The sequence below is a fragment of the Mycobacterium sp. 1482292.6 genome (assembly GCF_001672995.1).
Classification (GTDB): Bacteria; Actinomycetota; Actinomycetes; order Mycobacteriales; family Mycobacteriaceae; genus Mycobacterium; species Mycobacterium europaeum_A.
In genome coordinates this window covers 1-15,917 of sequence record NZ_LZKV01000159.1, presented here as the reverse complement: position 1 = coordinate 15,917, position 15,917 = coordinate 1, and the positions used below count along the sequence as shown (strand labels likewise).

Genomic DNA, 15,917 nt, shown 5'->3' with positions numbered 1-15,917 from the left:
CTGGAACACGATTACGACCGAACAAACCACCGCAGGGAGCTGACGACGATGGCGATCACAGACGTCGACGTATTCGCCCATTTGACGGACGCCGACATCGAAAACCTGGCCGTTGAGCTCGATGCCATCCGCCAGGACGTGGAAGACTCGCGCGGCGAGCGGGACGCCCGCTACATTCGCCGCACCATCGCGGCCCAGCGCGCGCTGGAGGTGACCGGCCGGCTGCTGCTGGCCGCCAGCTCGCGGCGCTCGGCCTGGTGGGCGGGGACGGTGACCCTGGGCGTGGCCAAGATCGTCGAGAACATGGAGATCGGCCACAACGTCATGCACGGCCAGTGGGACTGGATGAACGACCCCGAGATTCACTCCTCGACGTGGGAGTGGGACATGAGCGGGTCGTCCAAGCACTGGCGCTACACCCACAACTTCGTGCACCACAAGTACACGAACATCCTTGGGATGGACGACGACGTGGGCTACGGCCTGCTACGCGTAACCCGCGACCAGCGCTGGAAGCGCTTCAACCTCTTCAACCTGGTGTACAACACCCTGCTTGCGCTGCTCTTCGAATGGGGAGTCGGCCTGCAGCATGTGGAGCTCGGCAAGATCGCCAAGCGGCGGATGGACAACGACGAGGCTCGCCAACGGGTCGACGAGTTCTTGGCCAAGGCCGGTCGACAGGTGCTCAAGGACTATGTCGCGTTCCCGGCGCTGACCTCGCTGTCGCCCGGAGCCACCTACATGTCCACGCTGAAGGCCAACGCCGTTGCCAACGTGATCCGCAACGTGTGGGCCAACGCGGTGATCTTCTGCGGCCATTTCCCCGACGGCGCAGAGAAATTCACCAAGACCGACATGATCGGTGAGACCAAGGGGCAGTGGTATCTGCGTCAGATGCTGGGCAGCGCCAACTTCGAGGCCGGCCCCGCGCTGCGCTTCATGAGCGGCAACCTGTGCCACCAGATCGAGCACCACCTGTATCCCGACCTGCCGAGCAACCGGTTGCACGAGATCTCGGTGCGGGTGCGCCAGGTGTGCGACAAGTACGACTTGCCTTACACCACAGGCTCTTTCCTGTTGCAGTACGCCAAGACGTGGCGCACGCTGGCCAAGCTCTCGCTGCCGAACAAGTACCTGCGTGACGACGCCGACAACGCCCCGGAGACCCGCAGCGAGCGGATGTTCGACGAACTCGAACCCGGGTTCCTGGGCACCGATCCGGCCACCGGGCGCCGTCGCGGCCTCAAGTCAGCGATCGCGGCCGTGCGCGGCTGGCGGAGCGGGAAGCGGGCGGCCGCCGGCCGGCGCGCCGACGACCTGGCAGCCTAGCCGCCGCCGGTCGGGGCGTCCGACCGCGGCAACTGCGGCGCGCCGAACGTGTTCTCACGGTGAAGATTTCGCTGATTTGCCGCCAGGAATGCACGCTCGGCGCGACCGTTGTGACTAGCCGGTCCGGTAGAAGTCGGCTGCCGCGACCGGGGCAATGCCGAGTTCGCGTGCGACCGCGTCGATCGACTGCTGCGCGACGCGCAGGTCCACCCGGTAGTCGGGGGTGAAGTAGGGCCCGACGTAGCGCTCGTAGTGTCGTTGCGCTTCTTGCGGCGTGAGCCGATCGAGGAACCAGTTGACGTATTCGACTGCGCGGCTTGGGTGTTCGGCGAGCAGTCGCAGCGCGCGCTGATTGGCCCGGACGAGGGCCCCCAGCGCAGGGCTATCCGGTGGAATGTGGACCGGGTCGACCGCGACGCCCACCGTGGGGATCTGGAAGTGATCGCCGACCCAGGCCAGCAGGTGAAAGCCCTCTTCGGCGGCGACCTGTTCGGGGGACAGCGTGCTGCCCACGTAGGCGGCATCGATCGAACCGTCGCGCAGCCGGCGCAGGTCCATCTGGTAGTCACCGGGATGCCGCACCACGCACTGCAAGTCGCGGTCGGGGTCCAAGCCGTGTTTGCGCAACACGATCCGGGCGAAAGCGCCCGGCGGGTTATCGGCGGCGTGCACGGCCAGGCGGCGCCCGCGAAGATCGCTCATGGTCTTCACCTCGGCGTTGCCGAGGAACCAGAACAGTGGTCGATCGGTGTTGACGCTCAACGCCTTCCAGCCGATCCCGTCGGCGAGTCGGGACAGCAAGGCCCGACCCAGGCCGATCACCGCGACGTGGCGCAGCCGCTGTGCTTGCCAGCCGACCCCGTCGCGGATGGCGACGTGCACACCTTCGTCCTGGTAATAGCCCTCTTGATCGGCGACGTGGGCGATCAGCTCCTCGTGAATGCCACGCCCGACGTATGCCAGGTCGATCGTGTGCACGCCGCACCCCTTTCCCGACGGATCCGCCGTCAATCCATGGCGAGGCCGCCATTGACCTCCAGGCAGTGGCCGGTGATGAAACCGGCGTCCTCGCCGGCCAAAAACGCCACTGTCTTGGCCACCTCTTCCGGCGTGACGAGCCGCCCCATGGGACTTGCCGCCCCGAGCTGGCCTACTTCTTCCGCCGTCAACAGCGAGTTCGCCGTCGGGTCGGCGACCGTGGCGGGCGAAACGAGGTTGGCGGTGATCTGGTGTGGAGCCAGCTCGAGTGCGACGTACCGCACGAACTGATCCATTGCCGCCTTGGCGGTTCCCAACGTGATCATGCCTTGCCGGGGACGGCGGGACAGCACCGTAGTGAGATAGATCAACCTGCCATAACCGTGCGAAATCATCTGGGGTGCAACGGCTTTTGTTAGCAGAAAGGTGGCATGCAGCTCGCGGTCCAGTTTGCCGCCGAGCTGCTCCCAGCTCAGATCGGCGAACGAGGTGACGTCGTAGGGGATCAGTGCATTGTGCACGAGCACATCGATGCCGCCCCACCTCTCGTTGGTTTCGTCGACCATTGCGGCGACGTCGTCGGGCTGCGTGACATCGGCCCGGATCGCGGCGGCCACGCCACCGGCATCGGTCACAGCCACCACCACCCGGTCTGCCTCGTCGGCGCTGGACCGGTAGTTGACGACCACCCGGAATCCCTGCTCCGCCATGACCAATGCGGTTGCCGCCCCGATGCCCCGGCTAGCTCCGGTGATCACCGCGACACGACCCACCGACGTCACCTCCGACCGTGCTCACCGAGTGGCTGGCACGCGGGAACGATACTCCCGATCCAGGGCTGTTCGCCATACTGGAGGACGTGCAGGTGTTCGTCGGTTCCCAGGTGTCGCACTGGGATTTCCCGCGGAGCACGGCCAGCGTCGCGTTGATGACCGAATTCGGTTGCAGGAAAGGGCTTGCGGCCGAGGACGTGCTCAACAGGTCCGGATTGTCGGAGGCCGACCTGCACGATCACGATCGGATGATCGTCGGGCGCCAGGAGTTGGCGGTCGCGGCGAATCTGGTGGACCTGCTGGGGGAGGCGGCCGGGGCGGCCAACCTGGGCATGCAGGTGGGCGGCAGCTATCACGTGGGATCGCTCGGCATCTTCGGCTTCGCGTGCCTGACCAGTTCGACGCTGGGCGACGCCGTCCGGTTCGCGGCCCGTTTCTACGAGCTCAGCTACGGGTTCTGCCTGCCGACCGTCACCGTGGAGGGACCGGTCGCGGCGCTGCGGCTCGACCTGCCCGACCTGACCGGACCGGTCGCGGAGTTTCTGGTGCGACGTGATCTCACGGCGATCGCCCGCGTCATGGCGGAGTTGCTCGGCGGCCGGGTCCCGTTCACCGCGATCGAATTCAGCGGCCCGGCGCCGTCGGAGGGGGACGACGCGGCCCGCGAGGTGTTCGGCGTGGCACCGCAATACGACTCGCCGGCCAACGTCGCGCGCCTGCCGGTTGCGCTGCTGGACACACGCCTGCCCCGGGCCAGCGAGCCGAGCGTGGCCATGTGCGAGCAGCAGTGCAGCGCCCTGCTGGAACGCCGCCGGGCCCGTACCGGCGTCGCCCTGCGGGTGCGGGAGCGCCTGGCGTCGATCGACGGCGAACCGCACACGATCGCGGCCGTCGCCCGGCAGTTGGCGATGAGCGAGCGGACGCTGCGCCGGCGGCTGGCCGAGGAGAACACGACCTTTCGGGAGCTTGCCGAGGAGGTGCATCGGGTCCTGGCCGAGGAGCTGTTGGCGACCGGCGCGCTCTCGGTGGAGGATGTCGCGTTGCGGCTGGGCTATGCGGAGGCGACCAGCTTCATCGCCGCGTTCAAACGGTGGACGGGCACCACACCGGCGCGCTATCAGCGCTCGGTGGCGCCCCGCACGCGGTCGCTGGCCGTCTGAGTCGCCCGCCGTCTGGCCAGCCCACCGTCCGCGCGCCCGCCGGTCGTGGCCGCAATCATGGATTTCTCGACCGCAATCGGCTGTGGGGGCGGGGCGGTGCGCCCATACCGTTTGAGGCATGACTTCGACCCATCGCCCTCGCGTGCTGGTCATCGGGGCCGGCTTCGGCGGACTCGCCGCCGCCTACGAACTGTCCAAGGACGGCCTGGCCGACGTGACCGTGCTGGAGAAGGCCGACGACGTCGGCGGCGTTTGGCGGGAGAACACCTACCCGGGCGCGGCATGCGACGTCCCGTCCAACCTGTACTCCTACTCCTTCGCCCGCAAAACGAACTGGGGCCGGCGCTACGCCGAGCAGCCCGACATCCTCGGCTACATCCGTGACACCGCCGACCGGTTCGGCCTGCGCGACCTGGTGCGCACCGGCGTGGAGGTCACCTCCGCCGCGTACGACGACGGCACCGCCACCTGGCGGGTGACGACCTCGGGCGGCGAGGTCGTCGAGGCCGACGTCCTGGTGCCGGCGGTGGGCCAGCTGTCGCGGCCGGCGCTGCCGGCTATCCCGGGGCTCGACCTGTTCGAGGGCCCGTCGTTCCACTCGGCGCAATGGCGCCACGACGTCGACCTGACCGGCAAGCGCGTCGCCGTCCTGGGCACCGGCGCGTCGGCGATCCAGTTCGTTCCGCGCATCCGCGAGGCCGCGCGGCACGTCACCGTCTTTCAGCGTTCCGCGCCGTACGTCATCCCGAAACCGGATCGCGCCTATACCGCTGCGCACCACGCCGCCTTCCGGAGGGTGCCCGGCTTCGCCGCCGCCATGCGCCAATTGATCTGGGAGATCTCGGAATTCTTCGGCCTCGCGCTGACCAAGGTCGCCCCACTCGCCCGACTGATAGGCGTGGTCGCGTCGCTGAACATCAAGCGGCACATCAAGGATCGCGCGCTGCGCGCGAAGGTCACGCCCGACTATCCGATCGGCTGCAAGCGGGTGCTGTTCAGCAGCGAGTGGTATCCGGCGCTGGCCCGTGACAACGTCTCGGTGGAGACCGGCGCGATCACCGAGGTGACGGCGACGGGGGTGCGCACCGCCGACGGGTCGCTGCACGAGGCCGATGTCATCATCTACGGCACCGGGTTCAAGGCCACCGAATTCCTTGTGCCCATGACGATCACCGGCCGCGACGGGCGCGACCTGCATGCGCAGTGGGCCCGGGGGGCGCGCGCCCACCTCGGCATGGCCGTGCCCGGCTTCCCCAACATGTTCCTGATCTACGGCCCGAACACCAATCTCGGCAGCAGTTCGATCATCCTGATGATGGAACAGCAGGCCCGCTACATCCGCCAGATCACCGAGCACCTCGCGCGCGCCGGCACGGGTCGCGCGTTCGAAGTGTGGCGCAGCGTCGAGCAGGCCTACGACACCGAGATCCAGTCCCGTCTCGACAACGGCGTGTGGACCACCTGCGACTCCTGGTACCGCACCGCCTCCGGCCGGGTCACCACCAACTGGCCCGGCCTGGTTCGCGAATATCAGCGCCGCGCAAGGACGGTCGCGTTCTCCGACTACATGGAGGTGCTGCCCCGATCCATTCTCGCGGCGGAAGCCGAGGAAATCGGCGCATGACGTCGTTCGACTACGTCAGGGGTGGGTGACCAGGTAGGTCTCGTTGCCCAGGCCGGCGGTGAGTTCCTCGACATCGAAGGGGCGATCGAGGCGTGCGTGCAGCGCCTTCGGATCGATGAGCAGGCTGATTTCCGCGGTTTGACGGGCGAAGAGCCGCCCGATGATGGGATAGATTCGACGCATCACCGCCCGCTCGGCGGAGGTGCAGCGCGAGGCGCAGTAGCCGACGTGGCCGATCTCATCGGTGAGAATTTCGCTGTAAAGCAGTTCGATTCGTTCGGCGACGTGCGGTTCGTCGGCGAAAAGCCTTGTGCCGGCCCGGCGTAATTCATCGAACAGGATGCAGCCCGCCATCTCCGCGGCTCCGACGAACATGAAGCCGAGCCGTTCGGGCAAAAATACGTTCACTTTGACGAACTGGCGGATGACGAAGGGTGGTGGGACAACCTGGAAGGTCAAGTCGAACGCATCGAGAGCGTACGCCAGCAGTCGGGTGTGGTAGTGCTCTTCCAACTCGAGGTAGACCCGTTCGGGCGGCACGCTCTCGTCGCTGTTGCGCCCGTAGGTTTCACCCAGACCCACGCCGAATCGCTCCGCCTGATTCAGCTTTGCGGTGGCCAGCAGGAAGAGCATCTTGTCGTCCAGGCCGGCTTCGGGTCGCCGGCGTCGCAGGTTGCGCAGGAAGATGTCACGGTCGGCGGGATGGGCCGACCGGACGGGATTGGCTTCCAGATCGCTGAAGAACCGCTCGCGATTGGCCAGCCGCCTATTGAGCAGATCGGCCTCGCCGTCGCGCCTGGCCAGGAAATTCCGATAGCCCTCGATGCCGGTTTGATTCATCGCTTCTCCATTCCCTCGACAATCGTTGTGACGTAACGGTTTAACAACGCGGCATCATGGGCCCCGGTGGCCAGCAGCGCGAAGAGTCCGGTGAGGAAGAACGTCGCGAGTTCGGCCGCGTCCACCTCGGCGACCACCTGGCCCGCGTCCTGGGCTCGACCGATGACGCCGACCAGAAATTGTCCGAGCGGGTGCTGGGCAAGCTCGTCTTCTACCGGACGGGTCGAGGAGAAATGCAATCCGAGCATGTCCCGGAAAACCGCTGCGCCCAGACGACTTTCGGCGCTGAGCACGTGATGCACCAGATGGGAGAGCACCGACGCCAGGTCCCCGTTGGCGTCGCCGAGTTCGCTGATGATGCGGGTCTCCTCGACGCGCTCCGCCTCGATGAGCACGTGCTCCTTGGTCGGGAAGTGGAAATAGAACGTCCCCCGAGCCACGCCCGCGTCGGCGACGATCGCGCTGACGTCGGCAGCGGCCAGCCCGCGCCGCGCAATCTCGGCCAGCGCCGCGTCGAACAACCGCGCGCGAGTTTCCAGCCGGCGCGTTTCGCGGACGCTCGTACCCGGTGATCCGCTCGCAGATGGCGCGCGTCGTGACACCATGGTGGCACCGTACGCCAGGTGACTGACGGTCGTCAATGACGGGCGTCAGCGAGTGCCGGTCTTCGGGGCTGCGGAGCCCGCTTGCCAGACATGTATCGTCAAGCTTCCGGTAAGCACTTCTGTCCGCGCAGGAACTAGAGGACCCACCACATGAGCGGTCAATGCAGCGACGACATCGAACGCATCGCCAACCGGCTGGGATTCAGCTGCGAGCACGCGTCGCCGTGGTTGACGCTGCGCAATCCGTTCGGGTTGGCGAATTGGACGCTGCCGGTGCTCGAGCTGCTGATCGTCGCGGGTGCCGGGCTGGCGCTCTGGTGGGCGATCCGCCGACTGCGCCGCGATAGGGACCCCGTCAACATCGTGATCTGGTTCGCCACGGTGATCTACCTGCTCATCGTCGAGCCGCCGCTGTATTTTCCCACCGTCTTCGGCGTCGACGGCTCCCTCGGTGCGGTGTTCGCGCACAACGTCTTCACGGTCCAGTTCATGTACGACCGGCTGCCGCTCTACATCGTCGCCCTGTACCCCGCCATGATGACGCTGGCCTACGAGGTGGTGCGCGGCCTCGGCGTTTTCCGGGACTGGGGCGCGGTCGTCGGCGCGGTGTGCGCGGGATTCGTGCACAACTGCTTCTACGAAATCTTCGATCAGTTGGGTCCGCAGCTGCGCTGGTGGGCGTGGAACACCGACAACGCGATCAACCGTCCGATGCTGGCCTCCGTGCCGATGAGCAGCGTCCTGCTCTTCGCCACCGTCGGGCCGGCCTGCGTCGCACTGTTCAGCCAGCTCCTGATCACCGGTCCCATTGAGCGCGGGCGATATCTGAGCCGGATTACATTGATCGGCCGCGCCTTTGGGATCGCGGTGCTGGTGCCGGTTTGCCTCGTCATCGCCAATGTTCCGATCCTGCTGGCCGGTGGCGAGCATCCCGACAGCGCACTGCGCCGGGCGCTGTACTACATCATTCTCGGGGCGTTCGCCGTGGTGGCCGTCCCTATCCTGGTGCGGCAGTGGCGCAACACCGCGTTCACGCCCGGGGCGCGCAACGCCTTCGTCGCCGTCTTCGGGTCGGCATTTCTGATCGTGCTCGGGGGTTTGTGGTTGTCGGCCGACGGAACACCCACCGGCAACCCGGTCTACGTGGGGGCGTGTTACCTGCTCGCCGTCGCCCTGACGCTATCGGTGACCGTGTGCGCCGGTCGACCGTCGGCTCTCATCCGCCGAAAACAGCTGACCGGCACGGGGTAACGCCGGTCACGCGGTGACCTTCTCGGCCAGCGCCGCCAGCTTCGCATCGAGTCCTTCTGCGGCGCTGAGCAATTCGGCGTTCGGCTCGACGACGATCAGCGACGACGGCTTGACGTAGGTCAGGCTGCTGCCCGAACCCTCCTCGAGCAACAGCAGCTCGACCGGGGCGAACAGCCCGGCCGTCACGTCGTGGCGCAGCATCGTGATCGCGATCAGCGGATTGCCGAGAATGACGCGCAACGCCCTGCGGTCGATGCCGGCCTTGGTGATCCAGGCGCCGTGGTCGACCAGACCGAACAACATGAATCCGCTTGGCCCGACGCGGGATTCGACGCGCTCCCGGTACGAATCCCAGTCGCCGGTGGAAGTGGCGATGTCGTTGATCGGCACGGGTTGCTCGCCGATGTCGGCCAGTAGGGCGGCGACGAGTTCCTCGTAGCTCTTCTCGCTGTGATACCGCACGCGCACGCCGTCGAAGGGGATTTCGTATGGGTCGGAGGTAGACATCGGCTACAGCCTCCCTTGCCGCTTGTCCTCGCCGATTTTGAGTATCGGAGTTCGATTCTCCGGTTGGATCCGCTCCCAAAGGCCGCCACCACTGCGCTGCCGCGCAAGGTGATCTTGACGCCGGAACCACTCCTCGGCACTCCTGATCCGGTTCGGGTGGATCTCGTCGAGGAGCGCATAATCCCGTTTGACCACGCGGTGCTTCCAGAGATTCCAGAACCCGGTGAAGTTGTCGCGGACGTTCATGGTGCTCTTGTCCTTCCGGTCGGCGTTGTACCCCGCGGGCGCGTCGGCGATGACGCCGAGTGGACCGTTTCGCCAGTACGTGTCCAGGTCGGTGTCGACGTACCGCGCCGGATGCCCAGTGACCTTCTCGAACGCCGCGGCGAGATCGGCGTAGGCGATGTCGTCGACAGCCACCTCGAGATCCATGCCGTTCGCGCGCTCGGGATGGTCGAAAAGCCAACGGACGTAGTAACCGCAGTCCTCGAGTGACACGTGCGGCACGGCCCCGTCTCCGAGTGGAACACGCCACGTCAGGACGCCGTCCTCGACGGTGGGCGTCATCGGCGTACCCGGCGAGATCACCATCTCGAAGTAGGGGCCCGAGGTGAACAGCGCCGCGCCCATCCGATCGCGATTCACCTGATTCTGGAACAGAATCCACTCGCCAACGCGCCCCTTGCCGTCGTAGTGACCGGTGCGGAACCGAGAGTCGTATCCCGCCTTCTTCAGCCCGTAGTCGAGGTTTCCGTACACGAAGAATCTGATTCCTTCTTCGATGGCGATCTCGTAACTGCGGATCGCCCAGTAAATCTCGGCCTTCTCGCCGGTGTTGAACCCGTCGATGTTGACGAAGGCTCCGTCACAACCGCGGAATCCCTCTCGCAGCGTCGCTTCGTCAGCGAACGATCCCTCCACGGCGGAGACGTTTTCGAGCTCCAACAGTTCCCTGGCTCGCCGGCTGCCTGCGTCGCGAGTGAGAAACCGAACCGAGTATCTCTTATCGGCGACGAGCGCGCGGATGATGGGCATGCCCTGGGCTCCGGTGCCGCCGACGACGAAGAGGTTCGAGGTGGCCTGCGACATCGACCGGCTCACAGTCGCTCGATGATGGTGGCGTTGGCCATGCCGCCGCCCTCGCACATCGTCTGCAGACCGTACCGACCGCCGCGCTGCTCGAGAGCGTTGACCAGTGTCGTCATCAGCCGAGCGCCGCTGGCGCCCAACGGGTGACCGATCGCGATCGCCCCGCCGTTGACGTTGGTCTTGGCCAGGTCCGCCCCGGTGTCCTGCGCCCAGGCCAGCACGACGGGCGCAAACGCCTCGTTCACCTCGAACAGGTCGATGTCGGCCAGCGTCAGGCCGGCCCGCTGTAGCACCTTCTCGGTGGCCGGAATGACGCCGGTCAGCATGTAGAGCGGGTCGGAGCCCACCACGGTGGTGGTGTGGATCCGGGCCAGCGGGCGCAGCCCCAGTTTCTTGGCGGCCTCGCCGCTGGTGATCAGCACCGCGGCGCTGCCGTCCGACAGCGGCGAGGAGTTGCCGGGCGTGATCTCCCAATTGATCTGCGGGAAGCGGGCTTTGGCCGCGTCGCTGTAGAACGCCGGCTGCAATCCGGCCAACGTCTCGACCGTCGTGCCGGGTCGGATGATCTCGTCGGTGGCCAGCCCGGCGATCGGAATGAGCTCGTTGTCGAACAGCCCTTCCTTGGTGGCGCGGGCGGCCTTCTCGTGGCTGCCGGCGGAGAACTCGTCGAGCTGGGCGCGCGAAAAGCCCCACTTCGCGGCGATCAGTTCCGCGCTGATGCCCTGTGGCACCAGGCCGTCGGGGTAGCGGCGCGTCATGTCCGCGCCCATCGGGTTGCTGCCCGGTGACACCTGGGAGCCCATCGGCACGCGACTCATCGACTCCACGCCACCGGCGATGACGATGTCGTAGGCGCCGGCGATCACGCCCTGCGCGGCGAAGCTGATGGCCTGCTGGCTGCTGCCGCACTGGCGGTCGATCGTCACGCCGGGGACCGACTCCGGGAACCCCGCGCCCAGCAGGGCATTACGGGCGATGTTGGCCGCCTGGTCGCCCACCTGGGTGACGGCGCCGGCGATGACGTCGTCGACCTGGGCCGGATCGACGCCGGTGCGTGCGAGCAGTTCGCGCAGGCTGTGCGCCAGCAGATCGGCGGGCAGCACGTCGTGCAGCGCGCCACTGGCCTTGCCCTTGCCGATGGGGGTGCGGACGGCTCCGACGATGACGGCGTCGCGGTTCATGACTCCTCCTCGAGTCCAGATCATCTAGGTATAGATCGCTGTACCCAGATAAACACCTCGGTATGCTTAAAGCAACCCAGCTGCGGAGGTGATTTAGATGACACTGCTGCAAGGACCGCTGGCCGACCGCGACTCGTGGTCGGCGGTGGGACAGTGCGCGATCGAGAAGACGATGGCGGTCGTCGGAACCAAGTCCGCGATGCTGATCATGCGCGAGGCGTACTACGGCACCACCCGATTCGACGACTTCGCCCGCCGGGTGGGCATCACCAAGGCCGCCACCTCGGCGCGGCTGAGCGAACTGGTCGAGTTGGGCCTGCTGCGCCGCCAGCCCTATCGCGAACCCGGGCAGCGCAGCCGCGACGAGTACGTGCTCACCCAGGCCGGCATCGACTTCATGCCGGTGGTGTGGGCGATGTTCGAGTGGGGGAGGCGCCATCTGCCGGGGCACAACCGGCTGCGGCTGACCCATTTGGGCTGCGGCGCCGAGGCGACGGTCGAAATCCGTTGCGCCCAAGGCCATCTGGTGCCGCCCGACGAGCTCGGCATGCGGCTGGCTAAGAAGTCTGGTTGAGCGCGGCCAGCAGCCGCCGCGCCGCGGCGACGCGGCGCACGGCCGGCCCGGTCAGGGTGTCCAGCGCGCACTCGGGGTCGGCCGGCGGACCCATGTGCCCGCAGCCGCGCGGGCAGTCGGCGATGGCCTCGGCCAGGTCGGAAAACGCCATCATGACGTCGTCGGGCTGGATGTGGGCGAGCCCGAAGGAACGGATGCCCGGCGTGTCGATCACCCAGCCGGTGGTGCCCAGCGGCTCGGTCAACGGCAGCGCCACCGACTGCGTCGAGGTGTGCCGCCCCCGGCCGATGTCGGTCACGTCGCCGACGGCGCGGTCCGCGTCGGGCACCAGGCGGTTCACCAGGGTGGACTTGCCGACGCCGGAATGGCCGAGCAACACGGTGATCTTCCCCGCGAGCAGGTCCGCCACCGCGAGCAGGGGATCGTCGCGGCCGGCCTCGACCACCGTGAGGTCCAGGTCGACGAATTGCCGGGCGAACGGCTCCGGCGGGGCGAGATCGGTTTTGGTCAGGCACAGGATCGGCCTGAGCCCGCCGGCGTAGGCGGCGATCAGCGTTCGGTCCACCAGGCCGGTGCGCGGCGGCGGGTCGGCCAGCGCGACGACGATCAGCAGCTGATCGGCGTTGGCGACCACCACCCGCTCGGTGGGATCGGTGTCATCGGCGGTGCGCCGCAACACCGTTCGGCGCTCTCCGCGACGCACGATCCGGGCCAGCGTGTCGGGGCGCCCGGACAGATCGCCCACCACGTCGACGTCGTCGCCCACCACGATCGGGGTGCGGCCCAGCTCACGGGCCCGCATGGCGGTGACCCGGCGATCGACGTCGCCGCCCAGCACGCACCCCCAGCGGCCGCGGTCGACGCTGACCACCATGGCCGCCTCGGCGTCCGCGTGCTCGGGACGGGTCTTGGTCCGCGGTCGCGAGCCCCGGCCGGAGCGGATTTTGACGTCGGACTCGTCGTAGTCGCCGGGCCTCACATGCCGGGCTCTTTCCCGGGCTCCAGCATCCGGGCCCACAGCCGCGGGAAGTCCGGCAGCGTCTTGGCGGTGGAGCCGATGTCGTCGACCTCGACCCCGGGCACCCGCAGCCCGATGATGGCGCCGGCCATCGCCATCCGGTGGTCGGCATAGGCGCGCCAGGTTCCCGACTGCAACGGGGTCGCGGTGATCACCAGGCCGTCGGGGCTCTCGGTGCAGTCGCCGCCCAGCCGGTTGATCTCCTTGCGCAGCGCGGCCAGCCGATCGGTCTCATGCCCGCGCAGATGCGCGATGCCGGACAGCCGCGACACCGATCCCGGCGTCGCCAGCGCCGCCAGGGCGGCCACCGACGGCGTCAGCTCGCCGACCGCGCGCAGGTCGACGTCGAAACCGTCGTAGTCGCCGGATCCGCGCGCCTCCAGGAACGAATCAGTGTGCTGCACAACGGCATTGAGCTTGGCCAGCACGCTCAGGATGTTGTCGGCCGGCTGCACACTGCTCGACGGCCAGCCGGTGATGCGCACCGCACCACCGGTGACCACCGCCGCGGCCAGGAAGGGCACGGCGTTCGTCAGGTCCGGCTCCACCTCCCAGTGCCGGGCGGCGACGTTTCCCGGCGCCACTTGCCAGCGGTTGGGGACGGAGTCGTCGACGTCGACGCCGGCCTGGCGCAGCATTGTCACCGTCATGGCGATGTGCGGCGCCGACGGCAGCGCCCCGCCGGTGTGTTGCACGGTCAGCCCCTCGGCGAACGATGCCGCGCACAACAGCAGGCCCGACACGAACTGCGACGAGGCCGAGGCGTCGATGTTCACGGTCCCGCCGATGACCGAGCCGGTGCCCAGCACCCGGAAGGGGAGGCCGGAGCCGTCGATCCGCACGCCGAGCCCGCGCAGGGCGTCCAGCAGCGGGACGATGGGCCGCGCCCGGGCCTGCTCGTCGCCGTCGAACTCGACGATCGATTCGGCCAGCGCCGCCAGCGGCGGGACGAACCGCAACACCGTGCCGGCCAGCCCGCAGTCGACCTGGGCCATCGGTTCGGGCGACACGCGACCGCCGACGGTCAGTTCGGTCCCGTCACCGTCCTCGTCGCCGTCGATGTCCAGACCCAGGGTGTGCAGCGCCCCGATCATCAGGTCGGTATCGCGGCTGCGCAGCGCGCCGGTGATGGTCGGGGTGCCTTGCCCCTGGGCGGCGGCCAGGGCCGCCAGCACCAGGGCGCGGTTGGTCTGCGATTTCGATCCCGGAACGGTCACGGTCGCGCGCACCGGTTGCGCCGCCACGGGGGCCTGCCACGTACTCACCGCTCCATCATCGCCTGTCACCGGTTTCTGCCACCATGGGTGTTATGTGCGGAAGGTTCGCGGTCACCACCGATCCGGCTTTGCTGGCCCAGAAGATCAAGGCGATCGACGAGGCCACCGGCGCCGACGCCGGATCGACGGGCCCCAACTACAACGTGGCCCCGACCTCGACCATCGCGACCGTGGTCAGCCGGCATTCCGAGCCCGAAGACCAGCCGACGCGCCGGGTGCGGCTGATGCGCTGGGGTTTGGTGCCGCCGTGGGCCAAGGCCGGTTCCGACGGCGCGCCCGACACCAAGGGGCCGATGCTGATCAACGCGCGCGCGGACAAGGTCACCACCTCGCCCGCCTTCCGGACCAGCGCGAAGTCCAAGCGCTGCCTGATCCCGATGGATGGCTACTACGAGTGGCGCGTCAACTCCGCCGACGCGGCCGGCAAGAAGACCCGCAAGACGCCGTTCTTCATGTACCGCGAGGACGGGGAGCCGCTGTTCATGGCGGGCCTGTGGTCGGTGTGGAAACCGGCCAAGGATGCTTCGCCGCTGCTGAGTTGCACGATCATCACCACCGACGCGCCCGGCGAGCTTGCGCAGATTCACGATCGGATGCCGCTGGTGGTGCCCGAACGTGACTGGGACCGGTGGCTCGACCCGGACGCCGAGATCGATCAGGACCTGCTGGACCGCACGCCCGACGTGCGCGCCATCCGGATGCGTGAGGTCTCGACGCTGGTCAACAACGTCCGCAACAACGGCCCGCAGCTGCTCGAGCCGGCCGAGCCGCAACCCGAGCAGATGCAAATCCTTTAGCGCTCGGCCGGCGCGATCTCGCGCCGGGCTTCGGGCTGTCGGATTGCGTACAGCCTCTTCGTCGTATGGATAGGCAACCGAATTGCCCGGAGCCACGACGCATCAGGAGAACGCAATGAACACAACGAGACTCAGTGACAGCGCGCGCCAACTCATCGGGTCCGACCCGGCCACGCTCGTCACGATCAATCGCGACGGCAGCCCGCAAGTCAGCCTGGTCTGGATGACGGTGCGCAGTACAGCCGACGGCGGTGATGAGTTGGTCACCGCTCATCTGCAGGAGCATCAGAAGATCCGCAACATCCGGCGTGATCCCCGCGTGGCGGTGACCATCGCGTCCACCGACCGCAGCGGGCCGCAGACGCCGTATCTGTCGATCAGGGGCACCGCCCGCGTCGAGGAGGGCGGTGCGCCCGAACTGCTCGACGAGATCGCCACGACCATCTTCGGCCCCGGCACGGGGTTCCCACCGCCGGACGCACCCGCCGGCTACCTGACTCACATCACGATCGAGAAGGTCGGCGGTGTGGGCCCATGGGCGGCCTGAACGTCCCGCTCGCCACTCGGCCGTCTGGAGATCGCCGTTCAGTTTCCGGAAATGGGACCGTTTGAGCTAGCCGCCTCATCGTCGTCTCCGTCACCCAGCAGTTTTTCGGGGTGGTGGAAGGTGTTGGTGCGGGGTTGGCCGGTGTCGAGGTGTGGGGGTGGTTTCCATTGGGTGTCGCCGTGGGTGTTTTTGCGGGTGGTCCAGCCGCCGGGGCGTAGTAGGCGGTGGTGGGGGCCGCAGGCGAAGGTGAGGTTGTTGACGTCGGTGGTGTGGCACTTGCTGTAGTCGGTGACGTGGATGCTCCTATGCAGCGTCAAGTGTGTCGAGTGATGGGTTGAGGTCGGCTTGGAGGGCTCGGTAGAGCTCG

The 15,917-nt window shown here is 67.6% G+C and carries 16 protein-coding genes and 1 pseudogene; 7 read left to right on the top strand and 10 right to left on the bottom strand.

Features of this window, described 5'->3' with window-relative positions; genetic code table 11:
• The first annotated feature begins 48 nt into the window (after positions 1–48).
• On the top strand, positions 49–1,329 hold the full coding sequence (locus A5624_RS16030; RefSeq protein ID WP_066868026.1) for a fatty acid desaturase: 1,281 nt from the start codon (positions 49–51) through the stop codon (positions 1,327–1,329).
• A gap of 114 nt (positions 1,330–1,443) precedes the next feature.
• On the opposite strand, the gene A5624_RS16025 is transcribed toward A5624_RS16030, so the two are convergent.
• Both A5624_RS16025 and A5624_RS16020 read right to left on the bottom strand, forming a co-directional pair.
• The gene (locus A5624_RS16025) at positions 1,444–2,307 is read right to left on the bottom strand and encodes an ABC transporter substrate-binding protein (RefSeq protein ID WP_066868024.1); all 864 of its coding nucleotides are present in this window, start codon (positions 2,305–2,307) and stop codon (positions 1,444–1,446) included.
• 29 nt (positions 2,308–2,336) lie between these two features.
• On the bottom strand, positions 2,337–3,080 hold the full coding sequence (locus A5624_RS16020) for an SDR family NAD(P)-dependent oxidoreductase (protein ID WP_082990587.1): 744 nt from the start codon (positions 3,078–3,080) through the stop codon (positions 2,337–2,339).
• 86 nt (positions 3,081–3,166) lie between these two features.
• Between A5624_RS16020 and A5624_RS16015 the strand changes: the two genes are divergently transcribed.
• Together A5624_RS16015 and A5624_RS16010 are read left to right on the top strand one after the other, a co-directional pair.
• Positions 3,167–4,240 carry an AraC family transcriptional regulator gene (locus A5624_RS16015; RefSeq protein WP_082990586.1) on the top strand — a complete coding sequence of 358 codons (1,074 nt, stop codon included), beginning with the start codon at positions 3,167–3,169 and terminating at the stop codon, positions 4,238–4,240.
• 118 nt (positions 4,241–4,358) lie between these two features.
• Positions 4,359–5,864, top strand: coding sequence for an NAD(P)/FAD-dependent oxidoreductase (locus A5624_RS16010; RefSeq protein WP_066868021.1), 1,506 nt, complete (start codon positions 4,359–4,361; stop codon positions 5,862–5,864).
• Between the two features lie 15 nt (positions 5,865–5,879).
• Here A5624_RS16010 and A5624_RS16005 read toward each other — a convergent pair whose 3' ends face one another.
• On the bottom strand, positions 5,880–6,704 hold the full coding sequence (locus A5624_RS16005; protein WP_066868019.1) for a hypothetical protein: 825 nt from the start codon (positions 6,702–6,704) through the stop codon (positions 5,880–5,882).
• Entirely contained in the window at positions 6,701–7,309 is a 609-nt protein-coding gene (locus A5624_RS16000) for a TetR/AcrR family transcriptional regulator (RefSeq protein WP_066868014.1), read from the bottom strand. Before A5624_RS16000 ends, A5624_RS16005 begins: the two co-directional genes overlap by 4 nt.
• 150 nt (positions 7,310–7,459) lie before the next feature.
• On the opposite strand from A5624_RS16000, the gene A5624_RS15995 reads away from it, so the two are divergent.
• Positions 7,460–8,560 (top strand): hypothetical protein, encoded by a 1,101-nt coding sequence (locus tag A5624_RS15995; RefSeq protein ID WP_066868011.1) that lies wholly within the window; start codon positions 7,460–7,462, stop codon positions 8,558–8,560.
• Positions 8,561–8,566: 6 nt separating this feature from the next.
• Here the strand turns inward: A5624_RS15995 and A5624_RS15990 are convergent, their stop codons facing one another.
• The 3 genes from A5624_RS15990 to A5624_RS15980 are packed head-to-tail and all read right to left on the bottom strand — an operon-like array spanning position 8,567 to position 11,337.
• A complete protein-coding gene (locus A5624_RS15990; RefSeq protein ID WP_066868007.1) occupies positions 8,567–9,067 on the bottom strand; it encodes a DUF302 domain-containing protein in 501 nt (166 codons plus the stop codon).
• Positions 9,068–9,070: 3 nt separating this feature from the next.
• Positions 9,071–10,156 (bottom strand): NmrA family NAD(P)-binding protein, encoded by a 1,086-nt coding sequence (locus A5624_RS15985; RefSeq protein WP_066868086.1) that lies wholly within the window; start codon positions 10,154–10,156, stop codon positions 9,071–9,073.
• 8 nt (positions 10,157–10,164) lie between these two features.
• The gene (locus A5624_RS15980; protein ID WP_066868005.1) at positions 10,165–11,337 is read right to left on the bottom strand and encodes a thiolase family protein; all 1,173 of its coding nucleotides are present in this window, start codon (positions 11,335–11,337) and stop codon (positions 10,165–10,167) included.
• A gap of 97 nt (positions 11,338–11,434) precedes the next feature.
• Here A5624_RS15980 and A5624_RS15975 point away from each other — a divergent pair, with 97 nt between their 5' ends.
• Positions 11,435–11,911 (top strand): helix-turn-helix domain-containing protein, encoded by a 477-nt coding sequence (locus tag A5624_RS15975; protein ID WP_066868001.1) that lies wholly within the window; start codon positions 11,435–11,437, stop codon positions 11,909–11,911.
• On the opposite strand, the gene rsgA is transcribed toward A5624_RS15975, so the two are convergent.
• Together rsgA and aroA are read right to left on the bottom strand one after the other, a co-directional pair.
• Positions 11,895–12,890 (bottom strand): ribosome small subunit-dependent GTPase A, encoded by a 996-nt coding sequence (gene rsgA / locus A5624_RS15970; RefSeq protein WP_066867998.1) that lies wholly within the window; start codon positions 12,888–12,890, stop codon positions 11,895–11,897. The two genes, A5624_RS15975 and rsgA, sit on opposite strands and share 17 nt — an antisense overlap.
• Positions 12,887–14,194, bottom strand: a complete 1,308-nt coding sequence (gene aroA / locus A5624_RS15965) for a 3-phosphoshikimate 1-carboxyvinyltransferase (RefSeq protein ID WP_066867995.1) — start codon at positions 14,192–14,194, stop codon at positions 12,887–12,889. The genes rsgA and aroA overlap by 4 nt, the downstream gene beginning before the upstream one ends.
• 44 nt (positions 14,195–14,238) lie before the next feature.
• Between aroA and A5624_RS15960 the strand changes: the two genes are divergently transcribed.
• On the top strand, positions 14,239–15,003 hold the full coding sequence (locus tag A5624_RS15960) for an SOS response-associated peptidase (RefSeq protein WP_066867992.1): 765 nt from the start codon (positions 14,239–14,241) through the stop codon (positions 15,001–15,003).
• Between the two features lie 115 nt (positions 15,004–15,118).
• On the top strand, positions 15,119–15,550 hold the full coding sequence (locus A5624_RS15955; protein WP_066867989.1) for a TIGR03618 family F420-dependent PPOX class oxidoreductase: 432 nt from the start codon (positions 15,119–15,121) through the stop codon (positions 15,548–15,550).
• Positions 15,551–15,588: 38 nt separating this feature from the next.
• Here A5624_RS15955 and A5624_RS15950 read toward each other — a convergent pair.
• A pseudogene (locus A5624_RS15950) lies at positions 15,589–15,917 on the bottom strand (hypothetical protein); the annotation flags it as partial.

Coding starts and splice junctions, on each gene's coding strand:
- A5624_RS15960 (WP_066867992.1), top strand. CDS start 14,239: ATGTGCGGAAGGTTCGCGGTCACCACCGATCCGGCTTTGCTGGCCCAG.
- A5624_RS16010 (WP_066868021.1), top strand. CDS start 4,359: ATGACTTCGACCCATCGCCCTCGCGTGCTGGTCATCGGGGCCGGCTTC.
- A5624_RS15955 (WP_066867989.1), top strand. CDS start 15,119: ATGAACACAACGAGACTCAGTGACAGCGCGCGCCAACTCATCGGGTCC.
- A5624_RS15995 (WP_066868011.1), top strand. CDS start 7,460: ATGAGCGGTCAATGCAGCGACGACATCGAACGCATCGCCAACCGGCTG.
- A5624_RS16005 (WP_066868019.1), bottom strand. CDS start 6,704: ATGAATCAAACCGGCATCGAGGGCTATCGGAATTTCCTGGCCAGGCGC.
- A5624_RS15975 (WP_066868001.1), top strand. CDS start 11,435: ATGACACTGCTGCAAGGACCGCTGGCCGACCGCGACTCGTGGTCGGCG.
- A5624_RS16030 (WP_066868026.1), top strand. CDS start 49: ATGGCGATCACAGACGTCGACGTATTCGCCCATTTGACGGACGCCGAC.
- A5624_RS15980 (WP_066868005.1), bottom strand. CDS start 11,337: ATGAACCGCGACGCCGTCATCGTCGGAGCCGTCCGCACCCCCATCGGC.
- A5624_RS15985 (WP_066868086.1), bottom strand. CDS start 10,156: ATGTCGCAGGCCACCTCGAACCTCTTCGTCGTCGGCGGCACCGGAGCC.
- A5624_RS16000 (WP_066868014.1), bottom strand. CDS start 7,309: ATGGTGTCACGACGCGCGCCATCTGCGAGCGGATCACCGGGTACGAGC.
- A5624_RS15990 (WP_066868007.1), bottom strand. CDS start 9,067: ATGTCTACCTCCGACCCATACGAAATCCCCTTCGACGGCGTGCGCGTG.